The sequence below is a fragment of the Flavobacterium eburneipallidum genome, assembly GCF_027111355.2.
In the GTDB taxonomy this organism is placed as follows: domain Bacteria; phylum Bacteroidota; class Bacteroidia; order Flavobacteriales; family Flavobacteriaceae; genus Flavobacterium; species Flavobacterium eburneipallidum.
Genome location: NZ_CP114291.2, coordinates 2,701,927 through 2,723,749 on the forward strand (window position 1 = coordinate 2,701,927; position 21,823 = coordinate 2,723,749).

Here is a 21,823-nt window from a genome sequence, read left to right on the forward strand (position 1 = left end):
TGAATATTAGAAGAGTCTTAATTTAAGATTAGATTTTCTTAAGATTCAACATTAGAATTTTTAATGTTAGATTTCTTGAAAACAATAGTAACGATAGTTCCTTTGTTTTCTTCAGATTGCACTTGTAGTTCTCCGTCGTGCATTCGGATAATTTTCATCGCCAAAGGCAATCCCAAACCGTAACCTATATATTTTGCAGCAATTTTTCCTCTAAAGAAAGGCTCATATAAATGTGGAATATCCTCGGGTGGAATTCCTATTCCGATATCGTTTATTGAAATTTTAATTTGGTCCTGATTAGCGGATAATGACACAAACACCTCATTATTATCGGAATATTTCACACCATTAGCAATGATATTATTAATAGCTAATTCCAGTAAAGGTTTGTTGCATGGAATTAATAGTAAATTAGAATCCTGTGGAGCAAAGTTAAGTTTGACACTCACTCTATTATTAGGGAATAATTTATCAATATCGGATTTTACATCCATCAATAGTTCATCAATTCTGGCAATATCCAGCACTTGTTTTTTGCCGTCATAACCAGTTTGGGTTAGCTTCAACAAACTCTCGGTAAGATTTCCTAATCGTGATGCCTGACTGTAAATATTCTCTAAAGACTGCACGTATTCTGGCACAGGTCTTTCTTTGAGAAGCATAATTTCAGCCTCGGCAATAATGGTGGTAATTGGCGTTTTGAGTTCGTGTGAAGCATTATTTATAAAATTAGCCTGAATTTCGAATGAAGTTTCCAAACGATCCAACATATTATTAAAAGTAGCCGTTAGATCGGATATTTCATCAGAATTCTTAAGCTCTGGAAGTCGGTTATGGAGGTTGGAAGCACTAATTCTTTTTACCTCATTAGTGATTCTCGCTACAGGATTAATGACTCGTTTTGCTAAAAAGCGACCTAAAAAGAAAGCCAGTACTATGAATCCGATACCACCAAAGAATAATATTTTCACGATGTAAACGGTTGTTGTTTTTCCTCTTCGGTCACGTGCACCAACAATTACAATATATTTTTGATTCCCTTCTGTAAAAACCTGACCTAAATAGTACTTGCTGTTAACTTCAAAATAATCTTTTCCTGTTTTTAAAATATTAGAATAAAACTCATTTGGAAGATTTAATTTAGTGTTATAATCAAAACTATTGGCACTGTTTATTTTAAGAACATATTCTTCTTCTTCAATTAGTTCTTCTAAACCGTTTTTCTTTAAATTACTGTAATATTTTATTTTTTCAGGATCATACTGAAAGTGAATAGAAGCTACAATTTTAGATCGATCGTCAAGTCTTTTCAAAAAATGATATCGATTATTTTCTCTAAACAAAACAAATACTATAACACTTAATAACAACGTACTAAAGCAAGAAAGTGCTACATAAGTAACCGTTATTTTTTTTCTAATATCCATTTTTAAGATTTAATAACATAACCCAAACCTTTCATCGTATGAATGAGTTTCGTATTGAAAGGTTTATCAATTTTTTTTCGTAAATAGGTAATATAAACATCAACCACATTGGTATTCATATCAAAATTTATATCCCAAACATTGTCTAAAATTTGATCCCGAGATACTATTCTACCTTTATTTTTTGCCAAATAATAGAGTAATTTGAATTCTTTGGCGGTTAAAACGATTGACTCCCCAGCTCTTTTGACCGTTTTTGCTCGAGCATTAATTTCTAAATCACCAATGCTAATGGAATCTATTTTCTCGATTTCTTGACTGGCTCTGCGATTTAGAGCATTTACTCTAGCATCAAGTTCTCCAAATTTAAAGGGTTTTACCAAATAATCATCCGCCCCGGCGTTCAAACCTGTTACAATATTCTCTGAAGTTCCCAAAGCAGTAAGCAATAAAACAGGAACAAAATTTTTGCTAGCTCTCAACCTTCTGCAAATTTCGATTCCGTTGATGTCGGGCAACATTACATCCAAAATAACCACATCAAAAGTATAATTGTGAATCATTTCTAGAGCTGTAGTACCGTCAAGCGCAACACTTACTTCGTTGTTATTCTCGGCAAATCCTTTCCGCAAAATGGATAAAAGATTAGGCTCGTCCTCTACAATTAGTAACTTCATTTGAGAAAAAAAATGTGTATTTAACAAAACTACTAATTGAAATTAAAATCTAGAAGGAGATTAGAAAGAATTATGATTTAATTAAGAACTGTTTATTTTGAAATAAAAAGGTATTAAATCGAGAGGAGAGAAAAATAAAAACAACACAATCGAATAAAATTACCGCTACTTTTTAACCGCTATCCAAAAAAAGAGGGCTTTTTATAGCCCTCTCATTATGATTTTGATTTATCATCATCAACTTTACCTTCATTTAAAATTGAGTAATGAACCCTTTTCTTTTTATAGTCTAACATCTTAAGTAACGAATCAAAATCATACTCAAATATACAATTAAAAAAACTTTAATGTTCTGAAAAATAATGATTTAACTATTGTTTAACAAATAAAAATTAGCATTTCAAAACATTGTATCTTTGCCATTATTTTATAAAATCAAAAAAAATGAAACTCGTTTTTGCTACTAACAACAAAAATAAAATCCTCGAAGTACAACAAATGCTTCCTGCTACTATCGAAATTATTAGTTTAGAAAGCATTGGTTGTTTTGAAGAAATTCCAGAAACAGCAGATACCATAGAAGGAAATGCGATTTTAAAAGCCAATTATATCAGTGAAAAATACGGTTACGATTGTTTTGCCGATGACACTGGACTAGAAGTCGAAGCACTAAACGGTGAACCAGGCGTTTATTCAGCTCGTTATGCTGGCGAACAAAGAAATGCTGATGATAATATGAATAAGTTATTAAACGCTTTATCCAATAAACCAAATAGAAATGCTCAATTCAAAACTGTTATTGCCTTAAATCTAAACGGAAAACAACATCTTTTTACAGGAATAGCTCGTGGCGAAATCACTTTAGAAAAAACAGGAAATCAAGGTTTTGGATACGATCCTATCTTTCAACCAGAAGGATTTTCAAAAACTTTTGCACAACTTTCTTTAGAAGAAAAAGGAGGAATTAGCCACCGTGGTAAAGCAACAGAGCAGTTAATTTACTTTTTAAAAATTAAATAAAATTCAAATTTGTAAGGAAGATTTAACTCTTAAATCTGAAAAACGAAATCTAAAATCTAAAATCCTAAATCTAAAATTCTGATTATCAAATAACAATAAAATCTTAAATCTGAATTTTCCATTAGATTATATGGTTTTTTAAGTGTACTTTTGCACCAAATTTTAAAAACATATATGAATAAATTTGAACAATTAGGATTGAGTGAATCGCTACAACGTGCGATTATCGATCTAGGATTTGAGAATCCGACCGAAGTACAGGAGAAAGCGATTCCCCTATTATTGGAACAAGACACAGATTTAGTTGCGTTGGCTCAAACAGGGACAGGGAAAACAGCAGCTTTTGGTTTTCCAGTCATTCAAAAAATTGATGCCGACAACAGAAATACACAGGCGTTAATCTTATCACCTACCCGCGAACTTTGTTTGCAAATTACAAATGAACTTAAAAACTACTCTAAATACGAAAAAGGTATTAACGTAGTGGCTGTTTATGGTGGTGCGAGTATTACAGAACAGGCTAGAGACATCAAAAGAGGTGCGCAAATTATTGTGGCTACTCCAGGTAGAATGCAAGACATGATTAACAGAGGATTGGTAAACATTTCTCAAATTAATTACTGTATTCTTGACGAGGCAGACGAAATGTTGAACATGGGCTTCTATGAAGACATCGTAAACATCTTGTCAACCACGCCAGACGAAAAAAACACATGGTTATTCTCGGCTACCATGCCTGCAGAAGTAGCCAGAATTGGAAAACAATTCATGACCAATCCATTAGAGATTACAGTTGGAACTAAAAATTCAGGTTCAGCAACAGTTTCTCACGAATTTTACTTGGTAAATGCTCGTGACCGTTACGAAGCTTTGAAAAGATTGGCAGATGCTAATCCAGACATTTTCTCGGTTGTTTTTTGTAGAACCAAACGTGATACACAAGCAGTTGCAGAGAAATTAATCGAAGACGGATACAGTGCTGCTGCATTGCACGGAGATTTATCTCAAGCGCAACGTGATGGCGTTATGAAATCGTTTAGAGGTCGTCAAATTCAAATGCTTGTGGCTACTGATGTTGCTGCTCGTGGAATTGACGTTGACAATGTTACTCACGTAGTAAACTATCAATTGCCTGACGAAATAGAAACCTACAATCACCGTTCAGGCCGTACGGGTCGTGCTGGGAAATTAGGAACTTCTATAGTTATTGTAACCAAAAGTGAGATCCGTAAGATTTCTTCAATCGAAAGAATCATCAAACAAAAATTCGAAGAAAAAACAATCCCTTCTGGAATTGAAATCTGCGAAATCCAATTGTTACACCTAGCAACAAAAATTAAAGACACAGAAGTAGATCACGAAATTGACAACTACTTGCCAGCTATCAATAATGTGTTAGAAGGTTTGACAAAAGAAGAATTGATTAAGAAAATGGTTTCAGTAGAATTTAACCGTTTTATCAATTATTACAAGAAAAACAGAGACATATCTAATCAATCATCTGACAGACGTGAGCGTGATGATAGAGACGGAGCCCCAAGAGAAAATAACAATGGTGGTGCTGTAAGATATTTTGTAAACATTGGTTCTAGAGATAATTTCGACTGGATGTCATTGAAAGATTACTTGAAAGAAACTTTAGACCTAGGTCGTGATGATGTTTTCAAAGTAGATGTAAAAGAAGGTTTCTCTTTCTTTAACACTGATCCTGAACACACAGATAAAGTAATGGAAGTATTGAACAACGTACAATTAGAAGGACGTCGTATCAATGTTGAAATTTCTAAAAACGATGGTGGCGGAAGACGTGATCATAACGGAAGAAACTCTGGAGGTTTTGGTGGCGGAAGAAGTTCGGGACCAAGAAGAGAAGGAAGTTTTGCTCCAAGACGTGAAGGTTCTGGTGGTGGATTTAGAAGCGACAGAAATTCAGCTCCTCGTGAAGGAGGTTTTGGACCAAGAAGCAATTCAGCTCCAAGAACTGGTGGTTTTTCAGAAAGAGCCCCAAGACGTGAGGGTGGTTCATCAGAAAGACCTGCCAGACGTTCTGAAAGCTTTGGAGATGCTCCAAGAGAAAGAAGACCAAGAAGAAGCTAGAAAAAAATTGTAGATTTTAGGTTGCAGATTTTAGAATTCTAGTTTGCAATTATTATATCTACTGTTAATTTTCTTATAATTATATTGAAACTACATTATATTTCATACCTATTTATTACTTTTAAAGTTTTAAATCTGTTTATGAAATATCTTGTAGTTTCTTTTTTTTTAATACTTACCTCAACAGTCTTTTCTCAAGCTATTGATGCGGCTCAAACCGTTACGGGAACCATTCTTAATGACAATACCAAATTCCCTTTGCCCAACGTTAATATTATTAACATCAACAAAGTTAGAGGAACAACTACTGATGATAGAGGGAATTTTACACTTGCAGTATCTGTAAATGACACATTACACATTACTTGTATTGGATTTCAATCCTTGAGAATTAGAGTTACTAATGACTGGGTAAGAACTAAATCGACTACCATTCAACTAACCGAAAAAGCATACGCCCTTGAAGAAGTAATTGTTGGCGGCTATAATTTAACAGGCTATCTCGAAGTAGATTCTAAATTAATTCCAGTTAAAGAAAATTACCGTTACAGCATAAACGGATTGACCGAAGGTTATGAAACAGGTGATACTTCACCTGGAGCTTTTGGCAAAGTAATGGGTGCTATTTTTAATCCCGCCGACAAACTTTATAATTTTTTTGGTAAAAAGCCCAATGAACTCAAGCGTTTGAAAGAAATGAAAAAAGACGATACCGTCCGTAACCTTCTGGAAACTAAATACGATCGTGAAACTATTTCAGTTCTTTTAGGTATCGACAAAAAAGAAATTGCCGAAATACTAGCTCGTTGTAACTACTCGGAATCTTTTGTAAAAACAGCTAACGACCTTCAAATACTTGACGCCATAAGTGGCTGTTATGAAGAATATAAAATTTTGAAGAAAAAATAATTTTTTTTTCAGAATGAAAGGATAATCATAACTGAAATTAAATACTCTTAAAATCTCTAATTATCAAATGATAGTTAGAGATTTTTTATTTAAAACAATATCCTTTTTAAAACTACATACATAAAACTCCCCGAAAACAAAGACTTTCTTTATTCTTGTTAAAATATTTTAAAAATAATCATCGTTTTATATATTAAACTGAATATCTTTTACGTTGTATGTTCAAACAACCCTGCTTATGACTTGACAAATACTTTAACCAATAAAACCTTGAATTATGTCTAGATTAAGTATTTACGAAACTCGTTGGATTGACCTTGTTTTCGAAAACAAAAACAAAGAATATGGTGCTTACCAAATGCGCCGTGACAGTGTAAAATCCTCATTGACTGCCCTATTTATGGGATTATTATTTGTCGCTTCTATTGGAGTCATTTCTACAGTTGCCAGTCATTTCAAATCAGATACTGCTCCTGTTGATTTAATTCCTGAATGGTCAGAACCTATCAAAGTAACCGATATTCTTGTTACTCCAGAACCAAAAACCGAAGCTGCATCTTCGCAAGCACCAACACAAAACATTACCGAAATACCTGTAAAACAAGAGATTTTCAGAAATCCGATTATCGTAAATCCAAATGAAGCTACGCCCGAGATACCCGTTACTACTGAAATAAAAAACACCACAAACAACAGTTCAGAAAGCATAGGTATGGGAAATTCAACCACTTTAGATGGATATGGTTCAGGAGCTGGATCTGGAACTGGAGTTACTCCCGAGGTGGATTATGGAACTTCAATCGTTGGCACTTCTATTTTAGACAAGATGCCTCAATTTCCGGGCGGAATGGAAAAATTCTATAAATATGTGAGCAACAATTTTGAAAAACCAGAAATTGATGCTTCTAATATCATTAAAATTTATGTATCGTTTGTTATCGAAAAAGATGGTACTATGACTGATATCAAAGTCAATAGAGACCCTGGTTATGGACTAGGCAGAGAAGCTGTTCGTGTTTTGAAATCCTTAAAAACCAAATGGACTCCAGGAATCATCAATTCAAAACCTGTTCGAACCGCATATAATCTTCCGATTTCAATACAAATGCAATAAACAAAAAAGCAGAACCCAAAAGTTCTGCTTTTTTTATGTTTTAAAAAACTTATTTCTTTTTCGTAGTAGTCGTTTTTTTGGTAGTGGTCTTTTTTACAGGAGTTACTGTTGGCATTTTATGGATATATGGCTTATACAATCCTTCTTTTACAGCTCTGTTTTTAGCATTTTCAGATCGTACTTTCGGATCAGGATGTGAACTCATCATTCGAGTTAAAAAATCACTTTGAGTTCCTTCGCTCATTTTAGCTAAAATAGCAAAAGCTGATTCTACCGCATTGACATTATAGCCATTTTTCTTCATAAAATCATAAGCAAAATCATCTGCTTCTGATTCCTGCTTGCGACTGTGTTTACTATCAATCATAGCACTACCTATTTTTCCCAATTGGCTGTCCGTTATTGTAGCAATAGCGTTTGATTGTGAGGCTGCAGCATCAATTAAGGCTGCTTTTTGGTAAGCTGCTTTTATGGCATCTCTTGAATCGTTATTGACAACATGACCTATTTCGTGACCTATCACTACCAGCAATTCATTGTCATCCATCACGTCCATCAATCCAGTATAAACCCTAACACTTCCATCGGCTGTGGCAAAAGCATTTACTTCTTTAATCACATAAATTTTATAATTTATAACCAAACCATTCACATTGGTATGTTTTCCAAAAATCTTGTTCAATCTAATTGTGTAGGGATCTTTTGGACCAGCAATAGTGTGCTCGGTATCCATTTTTACAACCGCTTCTTTAGATAATGCTGCTGCTTGTTCATTTGTAAAAGTCAAACCAGCATAGCCTTTTTGAACTGCACCTAACGCTTTTTCGCCAAAATTAATTTGTGCATTAACTCCCGAAAAGCCTAAAAAAGTAAATAAAACAACTAAAAATAAGGAATCTTTCTTCATCTTTTAAATTTTAATTTATAAGCGACAAAGATAGTATTAAGTATAGATTTCATCCTAATCAAATGCAATTTCATCATAAAAATCAATGTTCCCAAGTTGTTAAATAAAGGTTAAACAAAAATTAAACAGTTGTTTAATTTAAACAGTTGTTTAATTTTGTCTCATTAAATTAAAAACAGTGGAAAACGATTTAAACGACAAACAAATTCAAATTCTGGAAGTAGCCGAATCACTCTTTGCAGAGAAAGGTTTTGATGGCACTTCGATTAGGGATATTTCGAAAGAAGCCAATATCAACGTAGCTATGGTTTCCTATTATTTTGGAAGCAAAGAAAAATTATTAGAATCTTTAGTCTTATATAAAACTTCTGGTCTAAAAGAATTATTAGTGAATTTGATAGATGAAAAACTGGAACCTATCGAAAAAATAAACAAGCTAATTGACCTTTATGTCAATAGACTCAACTGCAACAGAGGAATTTATCGCATTCTACATTTTGAATTAGCATCCAAAAAAAGGGTTTTGGAATTGGAATCTTTTACCGAAATAAAAAAGTCGAATTTAAGGTCTTTGGAACTGATTATCAAAGAAGGGCAAGCCAAAGGGGTTTTTAGAAAAGATGTGATTATCCCTTTGATAACGCCAACAATTCTAGGAACTTTTTTTCATTTTCAGATGAACAAACCTTTTTTTGAAGATTTATTAAACCTAAAAACCGAAGAAGCTTACACCAATTATGTGAAGACTGATTTAATAAAACACATTCAACAAACCATAAAAGCACTTTTGATATATGAACATTAAACAATTAATACTCTTTGGTATTTCTTTAATTGGAATAACAGTAGTATCAGCGCAGGAGAAAAAGAGTTTAACTCTCGATGAAGCCGTTCAGTTGGCTTGGACAAAAAGCTACGAAGTAAGCCTTGCCGACACCAAGGTAAACACAAAAAAATACGAGTTGCAAACGGTAAAAAACAACCAATATCCCGATTTTAAAATTTCTGGTCAATACCAGCGTTTGACAAAAGCTTCGGTAACAATAGCAAATAGTGATCCTGATGCAGCACCACTTCCCGCTCCAGAACAATTAATGTTGGCACAGGCAACGGCTAGTTTGCCTTTGTTTTCAGGATTCAAAATCCAAAATAGCATTAAATTATCGGATAATTTATACCAAGCCGAAAATGCGAATGCTGCCCAAACAAAAGAAGAAATTACAATGCGAGTGGTGACTTATTACACCGCTTTGTACAAGGCGCAAAAAACTTTGGATTTACTAAAAGAAAATCAAAAAAGTGCCAAACAGCGTGTAACCGATTTTATCGAATTAGAAAAAAATGGCATTATTCCGAGAAATGATTTATTGAAAGCCCAATTATTGGTTTCTAAAACACAATTGTCTATTGATGAAGCGAACAACAATCTGAATAACATTAATTTCTATTTGACGACTTTATTAAAATTAGATTCAGGCACAAAACTAGCTGTTAACGAAAGTGATTTTTTTACTTTAAAAACAGATAATGCACCCAAATCAGATGCCGTAGCATTAGAAAACAGAAAAGATTTAGAAGCTATTCATTTCCATCAAAAAGCCAGTGAAGCCAATATCAAAATAGCAAAAGCAGCCTATTACCCTTCGATTTCATTATTGGGTGGTTTTACTGCATTGGATTTAAAAGAAATTGTTACTGTGAAATATGCAATGAATTTTGGAGTAGGATTGTCATACGATTTAGGTGGAATTCTAAAAAACAAAGCACACGTAAAAGTAGCAGAAAGTCAAGCATTGGAAGTCAAAAATTCGGAAGCTATTTTAAACGACCGCATCAAAAACGAAGTTCAGAAAGCACTGGAAGATTATGATTTAGCCATCAATCAAAATGTAGTTTACAACGAAGCGGTTCAGCAAACTGCGGAAAACTTCCGAATCGTAAAAGACAAATTTGACAACGGATTATCTGACACTAATGATTTAGTTGAAGCCGATGTGGAGAATCTTTCGGCTAAAATAAACACAGCGGTATCTAAAGCAAACATCATTCTAAAATACTACGAATTACTTTCGGCAACAGGACAAATAGCACAATCATTCAATCTTTCTAAAATACAATAATAGCCACCATGGAAAAGAAAAAAACAAATACCAAATTCATCATCATAATCACAGTCCTAGTTTTAGTACTGGGAACATACGGAGTTTCAAAATACATCCACTCTATTTCTCACGAAGAAACGGATGATGCTCAAATAGAGAAAAAAATGAACCCGATTATTCCGAGAGTTGCAGGATATATCAGCAAGGTTTATGTAAAAGACAATGATTTTGTAAAAAAAGGAGATACTTTATTCACTATTGACCAAAGAGATTTTCAATTGAAAATTGATGAAGCCAATGCTGCTTTATTGGGAGCAGAAAGTCAATTTGAAGCTGCAAAAGCCGATATTGGAAGTGCTTATGCAAACATTTCTGTTTCGGATGCCAATGTAAAATCAGCAGGTAGTTCTATCGAAAGTGCTAAAATCAGATTGAGACAAATTACCAGCGATTACAACCGTTACAATAATTTGTACAAAACACATACGATCACTAAACAACAATACGAACAAGCTTTGGCTGCAAAAGAAGAAGCCGAAAGTCAAGTTCGCGTTTTGGAACAACAACAAAGAGCGAGTTCGTATCAAAAATCGGTAATTCAATCGAAATCTAAAGTTTCTGACAAACAAACGGAAGTCGCTGCTGCCAATATCAAAAAAGCGAAATCATTATTAGACGTTGCAAAATTAAACCTTACTTACACTGTAGTTACAGCCGCTATTGACGGTCAGGTTTCTAAAGTGGATATTCAACCAGGACAATTGGTCCAAGCAGGTCAATCCTTGTTTTACATCATCAATAATAATGAAGCTTGGGTGGTAGCGAATTTCAAAGAAACGCAATTGGACAAAATGATTGTGGGTCAAAAAGTAAGTTTGCAAGTAGATGCTTATCCTGATTATGAATTTAAAGGAACACTTACTTCTTTTTCTCCGGCAACTGGTTCACGTTTTTCTTTGTTACCACCAGATAACGCTACTGGAAACTTCGTGAAAACGATTCAAAGATTACCCGTAAAAATTAGTTTAGACCCAACAAATGATGCTGAAAAAGTAAAATTATTGCGCCCAGGAATGAACGTTGAAGTAGATGTACATTTGAAGTAGACTGCAAACTGTTCAGTGATTAGTGAATAGCTTTTAGTAATTAGCCCTTAATTAAGCTAATCACTCTTTACTAATCACTAATTACTAAATTAAATTTTATAAAATGACAAAAGTACAAGCAGCAGACGACGATTTAGTAGAATACGGATTCAGACGTGTCATTATTACGATTACGGCGGTACTTTGTGCGCTATTAGAAATCGTTGATACGACCATTGTAAACGTAGCTTTGACAGATATGCGAGGCAGCCTTGGTGCGACCTTAACCGATGTGGCTTGGGTAATTACCGCTTACGCCATTGCGAATGTTATTGTAATTCCAATGACGAGCTGGTTATCGCAACAATTTGGAAGACGTAATTACTTTGTAGCCTCGATTATTCTTTTTACGGTATGTTCCTTTTTGTGTGGAAATGCCAGTAATATATGGGAATTAGTAGCCTTTCGATTCGTTCAGGGTATTGGTGGTGGTGCTTTATTGGTAACCGCTCAAACCATTATCACAGAAAGTTATCCAGTAGCCAAACGTGGAATGGCACAAGCTATCTACGGAATGGGTGTAATTGTAGGACCAACATTAGGGCCGCCATTAGGAGGTTATTTGGTCGATCATTATTCTTGGCCTTATATTTTTTACATCAATATTCCGTTGGGAATTATTGCTACTATTTTAGCTATTTCTTTCGTAAGAAGTCCAAAATATGGCGAAAAACTAAAAGCCAATCAGGTCGATTGGTGGGGAATTGTATTATTGGCAACCTTCATTGGTTCGTTACAATTTGTTTTAGAACACGGACAACAAGACGATTGGTTTAACGACAATCTGATTACGGGTTTAAGTGTGGCAAGTATCTTCGGTCTAATTCTTTTCATCTGGAGAGAACTTACGTATAAACATCCGATTGTCAATTTAAGTGTTTTAAAAGACGGAAATCTCCGAATCGGAACTGTTATGTGTTTCATTCTTGGTTTCGGATTGTATGGTTCTACATTGATTATCCCAATTTACACGCAATCTGTTTTAGGTTGGACGGCGACAGATGCGGGATTATTACTAATTCCAGGTTCGATAACAACCGCTTTGATGATGCCAATAGTAGGAAATCTGATTCAAAAAGGAGTGCCGCAAGGTTATATGGTAGGTGTTGGATTTTTAATCTTTTTCTTCTTTACCCTGATTATGCACAATAATATGACTCCCGATACTGGAACAGAACATTTATTTTGGCCGTTGATTTTAAGAGGAATCGGATTGGGATTGCTTTTTGTACCCATAACCACGCTCTCTCTTTCGACCTTAAAAGGAAAACATATTGGAGAAGGTGCGGCTTTTACAGGAATGATGCGCCAATTGGGAGGTTCGTTTGGTATTGCTATCATTACCACATTCATCACCCGCTGGAGTCAGGAACACCGAGTAAATCTGGTTTCCTATTTAGACCCAAGCAAATACGAAGTACAACAGCGCATTGTTGCCTTGCAAAGAGGTTTTATGTCAAAAGGTTTTAGCAGTAACGAATCCTTGCAAAAAGCCTATCAAGTGTTGGATTATTCAGTGCAAAAACAAAGTACGGTACTGGCTTATATGGATATTTTTCTTTATTTAGGAATTTTGTTTTTATTATGTATTCCAATTATTCTTTTCATTAAAAGAGGGAAAAACAAAATCAACCCTGCTGATGCGATGCATTAAGATTTTTGTAAAAACTAAAACCGCAGATTCGCAGATTATTAATTTTAAATCTGCGAATCTGCGGTGTTTTTTATCTATCTTGTAAAAACCAACTGATTCCCTTCAGATAAATTCGCATCAAATTGATAGCCTTCATAATTGAACCCTTTCAAATCATCAATGGTTTCGGCATTGGTATCAATGATGTAACGCACCATCAATCCTCTCGCCTTCTTGGCAAAGAAACTGATTATCTTTAATTTTCCGTCTTTATAATCCTTGAATTCTGGAGTGATAACAGGAACTTTCAAGGCTTTTACATCCACAGCCGAGAAATATTCGTTGCTCGCCAAATTCACGAATAACTCCCCTTTTTGAAGTTCTTTATTTAAGGCTTTCGCAATAATAGGTTTCCAAAAATCGTATAAGTTTTTGCTTTCGCCAATGGGTAATTTGGTTCCCATTTCCAAACGATAGGCTTGCATTAAATCCAATGGTTTCAGGAGTCCGTACAAACCCGATAAGATTCGCAAACGGTCTTGTAAATCGTCCAGTTTTTCTATTGGAATCGAATAGGCATCCAATCCCGTGTAAACATCACCATCAAAAGCAAAAACCGCTTGACGTGCATTTTCAGGAGTGAAAGGTGTTTTCCAATCTTTGTTGCGCTGCCAATTCAAATCAGCCAGTTTGTCTGAAATATCCATTAATTCTGAAAGTTCCTTTGGGGATTTTTGTTTCAACACTTTATGCACTTGTCGGGATTCTTTTAGGAACAAAGATTCCGAAAAGTTTGGCGTTGGCAAAGCTTTTTCAAAATTTAACGATTTGGCTGGCGATATAACGATTTTCATAATTATGGTTCTTGTTTGAAAGTTTCAAAAGTACAAATTGAAAAACCGAAAACGAAAATTGTAATAGAATTTATTTGCCTATTTTTCAGCCACAGATTTTAACGGATAAAACAGATTCACACCGATAGAAAATCCGTTTTAATCCGACAAAATCTGCGTCATCTGCGTGCCAATTTTTTACCACAAATTTCACAAATTAGCACAAATTATTTTTTAGTTTTACCAAAAGAATACACTACTTTCAAACATCCCTTTTACAATGAACAACAAACCCCTTTGGAATATCCTTTTATCCGATCTTGTCAATAAAAACCAATTTATAGAAACCGTACTTTCTGGAAAAAGCACTGGCAAATTAGCAATATACAACAACTTAAAAGGCATTCTTTTTTCAGACATTACCATTCAGAAATTCATAGAAAAAGAAGAACAATACGAAACGCTCGAAACTACTTCTAACCGAAGATTACGTAGCTTTTCATCAGGCGAACAAAAGAAAGAATTCCTAAAATACTGCCTGAATCAAAATCCAGATTACATTATTTTAGACAATCCTTTTGATCATTTAGACCAGGCTTCTCGAAAAGTTTTAACTAAATCTATAGAAGAATTATCAAACTCTTTAGGGCTTATCCAATTGGTCAACCGTTCCGAAGATTTGTTATATTTTATAGAAAACAAAGCACAAATAATGGATGATACTTTTGATTTAAAACCAATTGAAAGTTCTACAAACAATACTAAAAGAATCCAACCAGAGGGAATTCCGAAACCAGTACATTCTTTTGAGAATAAAGAAAATGTGCTTATAAAATTAGATGGTGTTTCGGTAAGTTATGAAGAAAGACCTATTATAAATTCTATTTTCTGGACGATTAAGCAAGGAGAGTTTTGGCAGTTAGTTGGTCCAAATGGTTCTGGTAAAAGCACCATTTTATCAATGATTACGGGAGAAAATCCAAAAGGATACGGACAGGAATTATACCTCTTCGGAAAGAAAAAAGGAAGCGGAGAAAGCGTTTGGGACATCAAGAAAAACATCGGGATTTTCTCCACTTCGATGACGCATTTATTCAAACGAAACCACACTTTGGAACAAATGATTCTGTCGGGATTTTTCGATTCCATTGGATTATACACACAGCCTACAATCCTGCAAAAACAAATTGCAGACCAATGGCTATCGGCAATTCAAATCAGTCATTTGCGAAATAAAAATTTTAACCAACTTTCGTTGGGATTGCAAAGAGTGGCGCTCATTGTTCGTGCTGTTATCAAACATCCACCTTTAATAATTCTCGACGAACCTTTGGAAGGTCTTGATGATAACAATTCGGCTTTGGTCATTGACCTGATCAACATCCTGCTTCAGGAAACCAATATGACGATTATCTATGTTTCACATAGAATAGAACCGAGACTAAAACCGACTTCTGTTTTTGAATTGATTCCTTCGGAGACGGGTTCTGTTGGGAGAATTAAATATTAGAAATAAACTAAAAAAAGCCTTCTCGATAATCCAAGAAGGCTTCCCTATTTTATATCAAAAAAAAATCCGTTTTTATCCGTTAAAATCAGCGTCATCCGTGTGCTAACTTTTTATTCCTCTTCGTTAGCATGCGTTTTCGAATACCCTCTCCATTTCTCCAAACAATCCTGAAAATCCTGTGGCAATTCGGTATCAAAACGCATATATTCTCCCGTATTTGGATGAATAAAACCAAGGGTTTTAGCGTGCAAAGCCTGACGTGGCAAAGCCTTGAAACAGTTTTCTATAAATTGTTTGTATTTGGTAAACGTTGTTCCTTTCAAAATCAGATGACCACCATAGCGTTCGTCATTAAAAAGCGGATGACCGATGTGTTTCATGTGAACCCGAATCTGATGCGTTCTTCCCGTTTCCAGAATACAAGAAATCAAAGTCACATAACCAAAACGTTCTAATACTTTGTAATGTGTCACGGCAGGTTTTCCAATTTCAGGATCGGCAAAAACTGCCATTTGCATACGGTCTTTTAGGTGGCGGGCAATGTTGCCTTCAATCGTTCCTTCATCTTCAATTACATTTCCCCAGACTAAAGCAATGTATTCTCTTTCGGTAGTTTTAGCTTCAAATTGCTTGGCAAGATGCGTCATAGCCGCTTCTGTTTTAGCAATAACCAAAAGTCCAGAAGTATCTTTATCAATACGATGAACCAGTCCCGGACGCTCACTACTGTTCATTGGCAGATTCTCAAAATGATACGCCAAAGCATTCACCAAAGTTCCCGTATAATTTCCGTGACCCGGATGAACCACAAAATCAGGCGGTTTGTTTACCAGCAACAGTGCATCGTCTTCATAGACAATATCCAACGGAATATTTTCAGGATCTACCCTATTTTCAAACGGCGGATGCGACAACATAATGCGTATCACATCAAAAGGTTTTACTTTATAATTCGATTTTACGGGAATATCATTCACATAAATATCGCCGGCAGTTGCGGCATTTTGGATTTTATTTCGAGTCGCATTTGGAATCATGTTCATCAAATACTTGTCGATCCTCAAAAACTCTTGTCCTTTGGGAACGTCAAATCGATAATGTTCAAATAATTCGTCCTCTAAATCCTCGGTAGTTTCGTTATTATTGTTCATGTTCCGGTAATTCCTCAGTTGTTGGTATTGTTGTAGTTGTCGAGTCCACTTCTTCTACATAACTTTCTTTTCCGTCGCCCAATACCAAATCAATTTTGGATGCTTTCAAAACGCGATCACCAGGCTTAATATTTCTTCCTTTACAGCGCATTTCCAATACCATATCTTTTCCAAGATTTGGAATATAGGTAATTGTACCTTCTTCAAGTCCCAAAGCCTTTAGTGTTGGCACCGCTTCACGATAGGTTTTGTCAATCAAATCAGGAACTTTAACCGACGAAAAACCCGAAGCATTAATCTTTATATATACTTTTCTGCCTTCTTTTACTTTCGCACCTGGTAATGGATCTTGCTCTACCACACTGAATTTTGGATACGCACTATTGTAATCCACACTGTCCAAAAGCACATAATCTAAATCTAATTCATCCAGTTTTTCTTCCACTTGCTCCTCGGTCAGTTTAGCCAAATTAGGCACTGTGATTTCGTGTCCGTGATCGGTGGTGAATGTCAGCCAATGCATGAACAAATAGCTCAAAACGGCAAGAATGACAAGAGCCGCAAACGCTTGTCCAAAAAATACGCGGCTAGTAAGATATTTACGTAAGCTCATAAATTTATTTTTATAAGTCACAAAGATAAACCTATTTCGTTCCAAAAAAAATTCTAATTTTGTTTAGAAAACGTTTAATCGGTTAATCGGTTAAACGGTTAACCGATTAAACTAATAAAATGAAAAACATTGCCATCATAATGGGCGGATATTCAAGTGAATACAAAATATCCTTAATCAGCGGAAACGTAGTCTATCAATTTCTTGACAAAACCAAATACAACGGATTTCGCATTCATATTTTCAAAGAAAAATGGGTCTATGTTGACGATAATGACGCTGAATTTCCAATAGACAAAAATGATTTTTCAACTACTGTAAACGGAACCAAAATCACATTCGACTGTGTTTTTAATGCCATTCACGGAACTCCTGGCGAAGACGGATTGATGCAAGCTTATTTCGAATTAATCGGAATGCCACAATCTTCATGCGATTATTACCAAGCTGGAATTACTTTCAACAAACGTGATTTACTTTCTATTTTAAAACCTTATGGAATTAAAACTGCCAATTCTTACTATCTGAACAAAGGAGACAAAATCGATACTGCTGAAATTGTGAAAAACTTGGGCTTACCTTGTTTTGTAAAACCAAACAAATCAGGTTCCAGTTTCGGAATTTCTAAAGTAAAAACCGAAGCCGAATTGCCAATTGCCATCGAAGTAGCCTACAAAGAAGACAACGAAATCATCATAGAAAGTTTCCTTGACGGAACCGAAGTTTCTGTTGGAGTGATTAATTATCAGGGAGAAATAATCGTTTTACCCATAACCGAAATTGTTTCAGAAAATGATTTCTTCGATTACGAAGCCAAATACCAAGGGAAATCACAAGAAATTACTCCTGCCAGAATCTCTGATGAAATGGCCCAAAAAGTGAGTGTTGCTGCCAAACGCGCTTACGAAGTTTTGAAAATGAAAGGTTTCTCTAGAAGCGAATTCATCTTTGTCGATGGAGAACCTCACATGCTTGAAATGAACACCATTCCAGGACTTACTACCGAAAGTTTAATTCCGCAACAAGCCAAAGCAGCGGGAATTTCATTGACGAATTTATTTACGAATGCTATTGAATTGGCTTTAGCTTAATTAAATGTTTCAGCCACGGATGACACAGATTAAACAGATTTTCACGGATTAATTTGTAAAAATTTATAAATAAAAAATCTGCGGAAATCAGTGTAATCTGTGGCAAAAAAAAGAAATAGACTTTCTAGTAATTAAACATATAAACCATGAACAAAACCAGACTCGAAGCCTTTAGCGATGGCGTTTTAGCCATTATAATCACCATCATGGTATTAGAAATCAAAGCACCAGAAGACGATAGTTTTGAATCCTTACAACATTTAATTCCCGTTTTTTTGAGTTATGTTTTGAGTTTTATTTACGTGGGTATTTATTGGAATAACCATCATCACATGCTGCAAGTAGTCAAAAAAGTGAATGGCTCTATTTTGTGGGGTAATTTATTTTTACTTTTTTGGTTGTCGTTGATTCCATTTGCTACGAGTTGGATTGGTGAACATCATTTTTCAGCTGTACCCATGAGCATTTATGGCTTTGTTTTACTGATGTGTGCTGTTGCTTATAACATTCTTCAAAATAAGATTATAAAATTAGAAGGAAATGATTCTATGCTACACAAAGCTGTTAAAGATGACCTCAAAGGCAAAATATCAACTTTAGCTTATGTTGTAGCCATTCCTTTAGCATTCGTTTCTCCTTGGATTTCTGGATTACTTTATATCGCAATCGCACTACTTTGGATTGTTCCCGACTCGAGAATTGAAAAACAATTAAACTAAAAATGAAGATGAAAAAAGCCATTTTTCCAGGATCTTTCGACCCGATTACATTGGGTCACGAAGATATTATCCGAAGAGGAATTCCCTTGTTTGATGAGATTGTAATTGCCATTGGCATCAACGCCGAAAAAAAATACATGTTTTCTCTTGAAGAAAGAAAACGATTTATTGAAGAAACATTTAAAGATGAACCCAAAATTTCGGTTATTACTTATGAAGGATTGACGATTGATATTTGCAAAAAAATCAATGCTAATTTCATCCTCCGAGGACTACGAAATCCAGCTGATTTTGAATTCGAAAAAGCCATTGCTCACACCAATAGAACATTATCAAAAATTGAAACAGTATTTTTGTTAACAGCCGCAAAAACTTCTTATATCAGTTCTAGTATTGTGAGAGACGTTCTTCGACACAATGGAGAATACCAATTACTTGTTCCCGAAGCTGTAAGAGTTAAATAATAAAATTTGAAAAAGAGTTTTTAAAGCTTACTTTCGCCAAAAAATAACAAACCAAAATAATGAGTATAGAAAGAGAATTAATCAAACGCAGTGGCGGAAAATGTGAACTTTCTGGCGTTACCGAAGATTTAAAAGTGTATCCAATTCTTCCAACACGAAAAGGCGGAATAGACGAAAGCATTTTAATCAATGCAACGCTTATTGACCAAATTGAAAATCCCGAAAAAATGGATGTCAATCTTTGGAGATGCCTGAATGATAGTATGTGGAGCGAACATTTGCCTGTTCAGATTGTTTCTTGGCGAATGTTAAGCCGTTTGGGTAATCAAGAATTATTAGATCAAATGTATTTGGATGAAGACGATTTAGCTTGGGCAAAGGCGACAGGCGAAGGCGAAGAAGACGAAAATAAAGTAATTCACCGCGATAGTAATGGTGTAATTTTAGCAACTGGAGATTCAGTGGTTTTAATCAAAGACTTGAAAGTAAAAGGTTCTAGTATGGTAGCCAAACAAGGAACTGCCGTTCGCAACATCCGACTTGACCACGAAAATGCCGAATATATTGAAGGAAGAGTTGATGGTCAAACTATTGTAATTATCACACAATACGTAAAGAAAATATAATCCATTCAGTAAAACAACGAAAAAAGCCACGGCATTCGCTTTTAAAATTCCACCGCAGATTCGCAGATTTTAAAAATAAATATAGTGCTGTTTTATTTCACTAATTCAAAAATCTGCGTTAATTTTTTCTGAATTATGCAGTGAAAATCTGCGAATCTGCGGTATGATTTTGCATTTAATCTGTTTTTTGTTTTAAAAGCGAATGCCTTGGAAAAAAGCCGTTTCAAAACTCCATTTGAAACGGCTTCTTTTTTATTCATTGAACACTTTATAGCTGGGATCTTCCATAATATTAACATCGATGATAGCTACCGCATTTTTCAATAAGTTGATACAATCTGGACTTAAATGGCGTAAGTGTACTTTTTTACCTAACTTATTATATCGTTCTGTAATTTTATTGACTGCATCAATAGCACTCATATCTGCAATTCGACTTTCTCTAAAGTCAATAATTACTGCGTTTGGATCATTGGTAACATCAAATTTTTCGGCAAATGTTATGGTCGAACCAAAAAATAAAGGGCCGTATATTTCATAATGTTTTACACCATTTTCATCTATATATTTTTTAGCCCGAATTCTTTTGGCACTTTCCCAAGCAAAAACCAAAGCCGAAATAATTACTCCAATCAAAACAGCTAAAGCTAAATTATGCAACAGAATCGTAATAACAGCCACTAAAATCCCAACAAAAATATCCTGTTTGGGCATTTTATTGATGATTTTAAAACTAACCCATTCAAAAGTGCCAATTGCCACCATAATCATCACACCAACGAGTGCAGCCATGGGCAATTGCTCAATAATTGGTGCACCAAATAAAATAATGAAAAGTATCGTAAATGCTGCAATAATCCCCGACAAACGAGCTCTGGAACCCGCAGAAAGATTCACTAAAGTTTGAGCAATCATAGGACAACCACCCATTCCGAAGAAAAAACCATTCAAAATATTCGAACTTCCTTGTGCGATACATTCTCTGTTTCCATTGCCTTTAGTACCAGTAATTTCATCTACTAAATTTAAAGTCAACAAACCTTCTGTCAATCCAACAGCTCCAACCATCATGGCATAAGGAAAAATGATTTTAAAGGTTTCAAAACTCAACGGAATATTAGGAATATGAAAAGGCGGAAATCCACCACCTACAGCCGCAATATCAGCTACGGTTTTAGTCTCGATACCCAATCCTAAAACTACCCCAAAAACAACCATAATTGCTACTAAAGAAGCAGGAACAGCCTTTGTTAGTTTAGGTAAAAGAATTACAATACCAATAGTCAAAGTGACCAAACCTACCATAATATAAAGAGGAGTTCCTGTGAGCCAAGTGCTTTCGCCATTAACTACCTTTTTGAATTGATCAATTTGCGACATAAAAATAACTACCGCCAAACCATTGACAAAACCATACATTACAGGTTTTGGCACCAATCGAATGAATTTGCCTAATTTAAAAACACCAACCAAAATTTGAATAAATCCAGCCAAAGCTACTGCTGCAAAAACATATTCCAAGCCATGAGATCTCATCAAAGCAATCAAAACAATTACCGTTGCTCCAGCTCCACCCGAAATCATTCCTGGTCTTCCGCCAAATATTGCAGTAACCAAACCAGCTATAAATGCAGCGTATAAACCCGTAAGCGGAGGCAAACCAGCTACAATCGCAAACGACAATGACTCTGGAATCATAGTCATCGCTACTGTCAATCCTGCTAAAATTTCGGTTTTGTAATTGATCTTTTGGGAGAAATCAAATAAATGGAATAATTTTTTCAT

20 protein-coding genes are annotated in these 21,823 nt (G+C 35.0%); 13 read left to right on the forward strand and 7 right to left on the reverse strand.

Going from position 1 to position 21,823, the window contains the following annotated elements; all coding sequences use genetic code 11:
- Positions 1 to 38: 38 nt before the first annotated feature.
- Together OZP15_RS11460 and OZP15_RS11465 are read right to left on the reverse strand one after the other, a co-directional pair.
- Complete coding sequence (locus OZP15_RS11460; RefSeq protein WP_281336158.1) at positions 39 to 1,427, reverse strand: HAMP domain-containing sensor histidine kinase; 1,389 nt, start codon at positions 1,425 to 1,427, stop codon at positions 39 to 41.
- A 2-nt stretch (positions 1,428 to 1,429) separates the two neighbouring features.
- A complete protein-coding gene (locus OZP15_RS11465; protein WP_281336159.1) occupies positions 1,430 to 2,104 on the reverse strand; it encodes a response regulator transcription factor in 675 nt (224 codons plus the stop codon).
- A 444-nt stretch (positions 2,105 to 2,548) separates the two neighbouring features.
- Here OZP15_RS11465 and OZP15_RS11470 point away from each other — a divergent pair, with 444 nt between their 5' ends.
- From OZP15_RS11470 to OZP15_RS11485, 4 genes are all read left to right on the forward strand, one after another.
- Complete coding sequence (locus OZP15_RS11470; protein ID WP_269225566.1) at positions 2,549 to 3,124, forward strand: non-canonical purine NTP diphosphatase; 576 nt, start codon at positions 2,549 to 2,551, stop codon at positions 3,122 to 3,124.
- Positions 3,125 to 3,298: 174 nt separating this feature from the next.
- Positions 3,299 to 5,221: a DEAD/DEAH box helicase gene (locus OZP15_RS11475; protein ID WP_281336160.1), complete on the forward strand. Its 1,923-nt coding sequence runs from the start codon at positions 3,299 to 3,301 to the stop codon at positions 5,219 to 5,221.
- A gap of 141 nt (positions 5,222 to 5,362) precedes the next feature.
- Positions 5,363 to 6,130 carry a carboxypeptidase-like regulatory domain-containing protein gene (locus OZP15_RS11480; RefSeq protein WP_281336161.1) on the forward strand — a complete coding sequence of 256 codons (768 nt, stop codon included), beginning with the start codon at positions 5,363 to 5,365 and terminating at the stop codon, positions 6,128 to 6,130.
- Between the two features lie 277 nt (positions 6,131 to 6,407).
- Complete coding sequence (locus tag OZP15_RS11485; protein ID WP_269225567.1) at positions 6,408 to 7,244, forward strand: energy transducer TonB; 837 nt, start codon at positions 6,408 to 6,410, stop codon at positions 7,242 to 7,244.
- Between the two features lie 49 nt (positions 7,245 to 7,293).
- Here OZP15_RS11485 and OZP15_RS11490 read toward each other — a convergent pair whose 3' ends face one another.
- Entirely contained in the window at positions 7,294 to 8,151 is an 858-nt protein-coding gene (locus OZP15_RS11490) for a M48 family metalloprotease (protein WP_281336162.1), read from the reverse strand.
- A gap of 178 nt (positions 8,152 to 8,329) precedes the next feature.
- On the opposite strand from OZP15_RS11490, the gene OZP15_RS11495 reads away from it, so the two are divergent.
- The 4 genes from OZP15_RS11495 (at position 8,330) to OZP15_RS11510 (ending at position 13,052) form a co-directional block, all read left to right on the forward strand.
- Positions 8,330 to 8,956 (forward strand): TetR/AcrR family transcriptional regulator, encoded by a 627-nt coding sequence (locus OZP15_RS11495; RefSeq protein WP_281336163.1) that lies wholly within the window; start codon positions 8,330 to 8,332, stop codon positions 8,954 to 8,956.
- On the forward strand, positions 8,946 to 10,271 hold the full coding sequence (locus OZP15_RS11500; RefSeq protein WP_269225568.1) for a TolC family protein: 1,326 nt from the start codon (positions 8,946 to 8,948) through the stop codon (positions 10,269 to 10,271). Before OZP15_RS11495 ends, OZP15_RS11500 begins: the two co-directional genes overlap by 11 nt.
- An 8-nt stretch (positions 10,272 to 10,279) precedes the next feature.
- Positions 10,280 to 11,359 carry an HlyD family secretion protein gene (locus OZP15_RS11505; protein WP_281336164.1) on the forward strand — a complete coding sequence of 360 codons (1,080 nt, stop codon included), beginning with the start codon at positions 10,280 to 10,282 and terminating at the stop codon, positions 11,357 to 11,359.
- A gap of 103 nt (positions 11,360 to 11,462) precedes the next feature.
- Positions 11,463 to 13,052 (forward strand): MDR family MFS transporter, encoded by a 1,590-nt coding sequence (locus OZP15_RS11510; protein WP_281336165.1) that lies wholly within the window; start codon positions 11,463 to 11,465, stop codon positions 13,050 to 13,052.
- A gap of 74 nt (positions 13,053 to 13,126) precedes the next feature.
- Here the strand turns inward: OZP15_RS11510 and yaaA are convergent, their stop codons facing one another.
- Positions 13,127 to 13,885, reverse strand: coding sequence for a peroxide stress protein YaaA (gene yaaA, locus OZP15_RS11515; RefSeq protein ID WP_281336166.1), 759 nt, complete (start codon positions 13,883 to 13,885; stop codon positions 13,127 to 13,129).
- 259 nt (positions 13,886 to 14,144) lie between these two features.
- Here yaaA and OZP15_RS11520 point away from each other — a divergent pair, with 259 nt between their 5' ends.
- On the forward strand, positions 14,145 to 15,374 hold the full coding sequence (locus OZP15_RS11520; RefSeq protein ID WP_269225570.1) for an ATP-binding cassette domain-containing protein: 1,230 nt from the start codon (positions 14,145 to 14,147) through the stop codon (positions 15,372 to 15,374).
- A gap of 110 nt (positions 15,375 to 15,484) precedes the next feature.
- Here OZP15_RS11520 and OZP15_RS11525 read toward each other — a convergent pair whose 3' ends face one another.
- A complete protein-coding gene (locus OZP15_RS11525; protein WP_269225571.1) occupies positions 15,485 to 16,525 on the reverse strand; it encodes an RluA family pseudouridine synthase in 1,041 nt (346 codons plus the stop codon).
- Positions 16,515 to 17,138 (reverse strand): PASTA domain-containing protein, encoded by a 624-nt coding sequence (locus OZP15_RS11530; RefSeq protein WP_269225572.1) that lies wholly within the window; start codon positions 17,136 to 17,138, stop codon positions 16,515 to 16,517. Before OZP15_RS11530 ends, OZP15_RS11525 begins: the two co-directional genes overlap by 11 nt.
- A 119-nt stretch (positions 17,139 to 17,257) precedes the next feature.
- On the opposite strand from OZP15_RS11530, the gene OZP15_RS11535 reads away from it, so the two are divergent.
- The 4 genes from OZP15_RS11535 (at position 17,258) to OZP15_RS11550 (ending at position 20,038) form a co-directional block, all read left to right on the forward strand.
- A complete protein-coding gene (locus OZP15_RS11535) occupies positions 17,258 to 18,229 on the forward strand; it encodes a D-alanine--D-alanine ligase (protein WP_281336167.1) in 972 nt (323 codons plus the stop codon).
- 146 nt (positions 18,230 to 18,375) lie between these two features.
- Positions 18,376 to 18,948: a TMEM175 family protein gene (locus tag OZP15_RS11540; RefSeq protein WP_269225574.1), complete on the forward strand. Its 573-nt coding sequence runs from the start codon at positions 18,376 to 18,378 to the stop codon at positions 18,946 to 18,948.
- An 8-nt stretch (positions 18,949 to 18,956) separates the two neighbouring features.
- Positions 18,957 to 19,412 (forward strand): pantetheine-phosphate adenylyltransferase, encoded by a 456-nt coding sequence (gene coaD, locus OZP15_RS11545; RefSeq protein ID WP_281336168.1) that lies wholly within the window; start codon positions 18,957 to 18,959, stop codon positions 19,410 to 19,412.
- A gap of 59 nt (positions 19,413 to 19,471) precedes the next feature.
- Positions 19,472 to 20,038 carry a PhnA domain-containing protein gene (locus tag OZP15_RS11550; protein WP_269225575.1) on the forward strand — a complete coding sequence of 189 codons (567 nt, stop codon included), beginning with the start codon at positions 19,472 to 19,474 and terminating at the stop codon, positions 20,036 to 20,038.
- 252 nt (positions 20,039 to 20,290) lie between these two features.
- Here the strand turns inward: OZP15_RS11550 and OZP15_RS11555 are convergent, their stop codons facing one another.
- Positions 20,291 to 21,823 carry a SulP family inorganic anion transporter gene (locus OZP15_RS11555; RefSeq protein WP_281336169.1) on the reverse strand — a complete coding sequence of 511 codons (1,533 nt, stop codon included), beginning with the start codon at positions 21,821 to 21,823 and terminating at the stop codon, positions 20,291 to 20,293.

Bases quoted from the DNA above. Each gene is read 5' to 3' on its own strand.
- OZP15_RS11535 (WP_281336167.1), top strand. From the start codon at position 17,258: ATGAAAAACATTGCCATCATAATGGGCGGATATTCAAGTGAATACAAA.
- OZP15_RS11520 (WP_269225570.1), top strand. From the start codon at position 14,145: ATGAACAACAAACCCCTTTGGAATATCCTTTTATCCGATCTTGTCAAT.
- OZP15_RS11460 (WP_281336158.1), bottom strand. From the start codon at position 1,427: ATGGATATTAGAAAAAAAATAACGGTTACTTATGTAGCACTTTCTTGC.
- OZP15_RS11485 (WP_269225567.1), top strand. From the start codon at position 6,408: ATGTCTAGATTAAGTATTTACGAAACTCGTTGGATTGACCTTGTTTTC.
- OZP15_RS11475 (WP_281336160.1), top strand. From the start codon at position 3,299: ATGAATAAATTTGAACAATTAGGATTGAGTGAATCGCTACAACGTGCG.
- OZP15_RS11510 (WP_281336165.1), top strand. From the start codon at position 11,463: ATGACAAAAGTACAAGCAGCAGACGACGATTTAGTAGAATACGGATTC.
- OZP15_RS11505 (WP_281336164.1), top strand. From the start codon at position 10,280: ATGGAAAAGAAAAAAACAAATACCAAATTCATCATCATAATCACAGTC.
- coaD (WP_281336168.1), top strand. From the start codon at position 18,957: ATGAAAAAAGCCATTTTTCCAGGATCTTTCGACCCGATTACATTGGGT.
- OZP15_RS11540 (WP_269225574.1), top strand. From the start codon at position 18,376: ATGAACAAAACCAGACTCGAAGCCTTTAGCGATGGCGTTTTAGCCATT.
- OZP15_RS11550 (WP_269225575.1), top strand. From the start codon at position 19,472: ATGAGTATAGAAAGAGAATTAATCAAACGCAGTGGCGGAAAATGTGAA.
- OZP15_RS11530 (WP_269225572.1), bottom strand. From the start codon at position 17,138: ATGAGCTTACGTAAATATCTTACTAGCCGCGTATTTTTTGGACAAGCG.
- yaaA (WP_281336166.1), bottom strand. From the start codon at position 13,885: ATGAAAATCGTTATATCGCCAGCCAAATCGTTAAATTTTGAAAAAGCT.
- OZP15_RS11555 (WP_281336169.1), bottom strand. From the start codon at position 21,823: ATGAAAAAATTATTCCATTTATTTGATTTCTCCCAAAAGATCAATTAC.
- OZP15_RS11470 (WP_269225566.1), top strand. From the start codon at position 2,549: ATGAAACTCGTTTTTGCTACTAACAACAAAAATAAAATCCTCGAAGTA.
- OZP15_RS11525 (WP_269225571.1), bottom strand. From the start codon at position 16,525: ATGAACAATAATAACGAAACTACCGAGGATTTAGAGGACGAATTATTT.
- OZP15_RS11480 (WP_281336161.1), top strand. From the start codon at position 5,363: ATGAAATATCTTGTAGTTTCTTTTTTTTTAATACTTACCTCAACAGTC.
- OZP15_RS11500 (WP_269225568.1), top strand. From the start codon at position 8,946: ATGAACATTAAACAATTAATACTCTTTGGTATTTCTTTAATTGGAATA.
- OZP15_RS11490 (WP_281336162.1), bottom strand. From the start codon at position 8,151: ATGAAGAAAGATTCCTTATTTTTAGTTGTTTTATTTACTTTTTTAGGC.
- OZP15_RS11465 (WP_281336159.1), bottom strand. From the start codon at position 2,104: ATGAAGTTACTAATTGTAGAGGACGAGCCTAATCTTTTATCCATTTTG.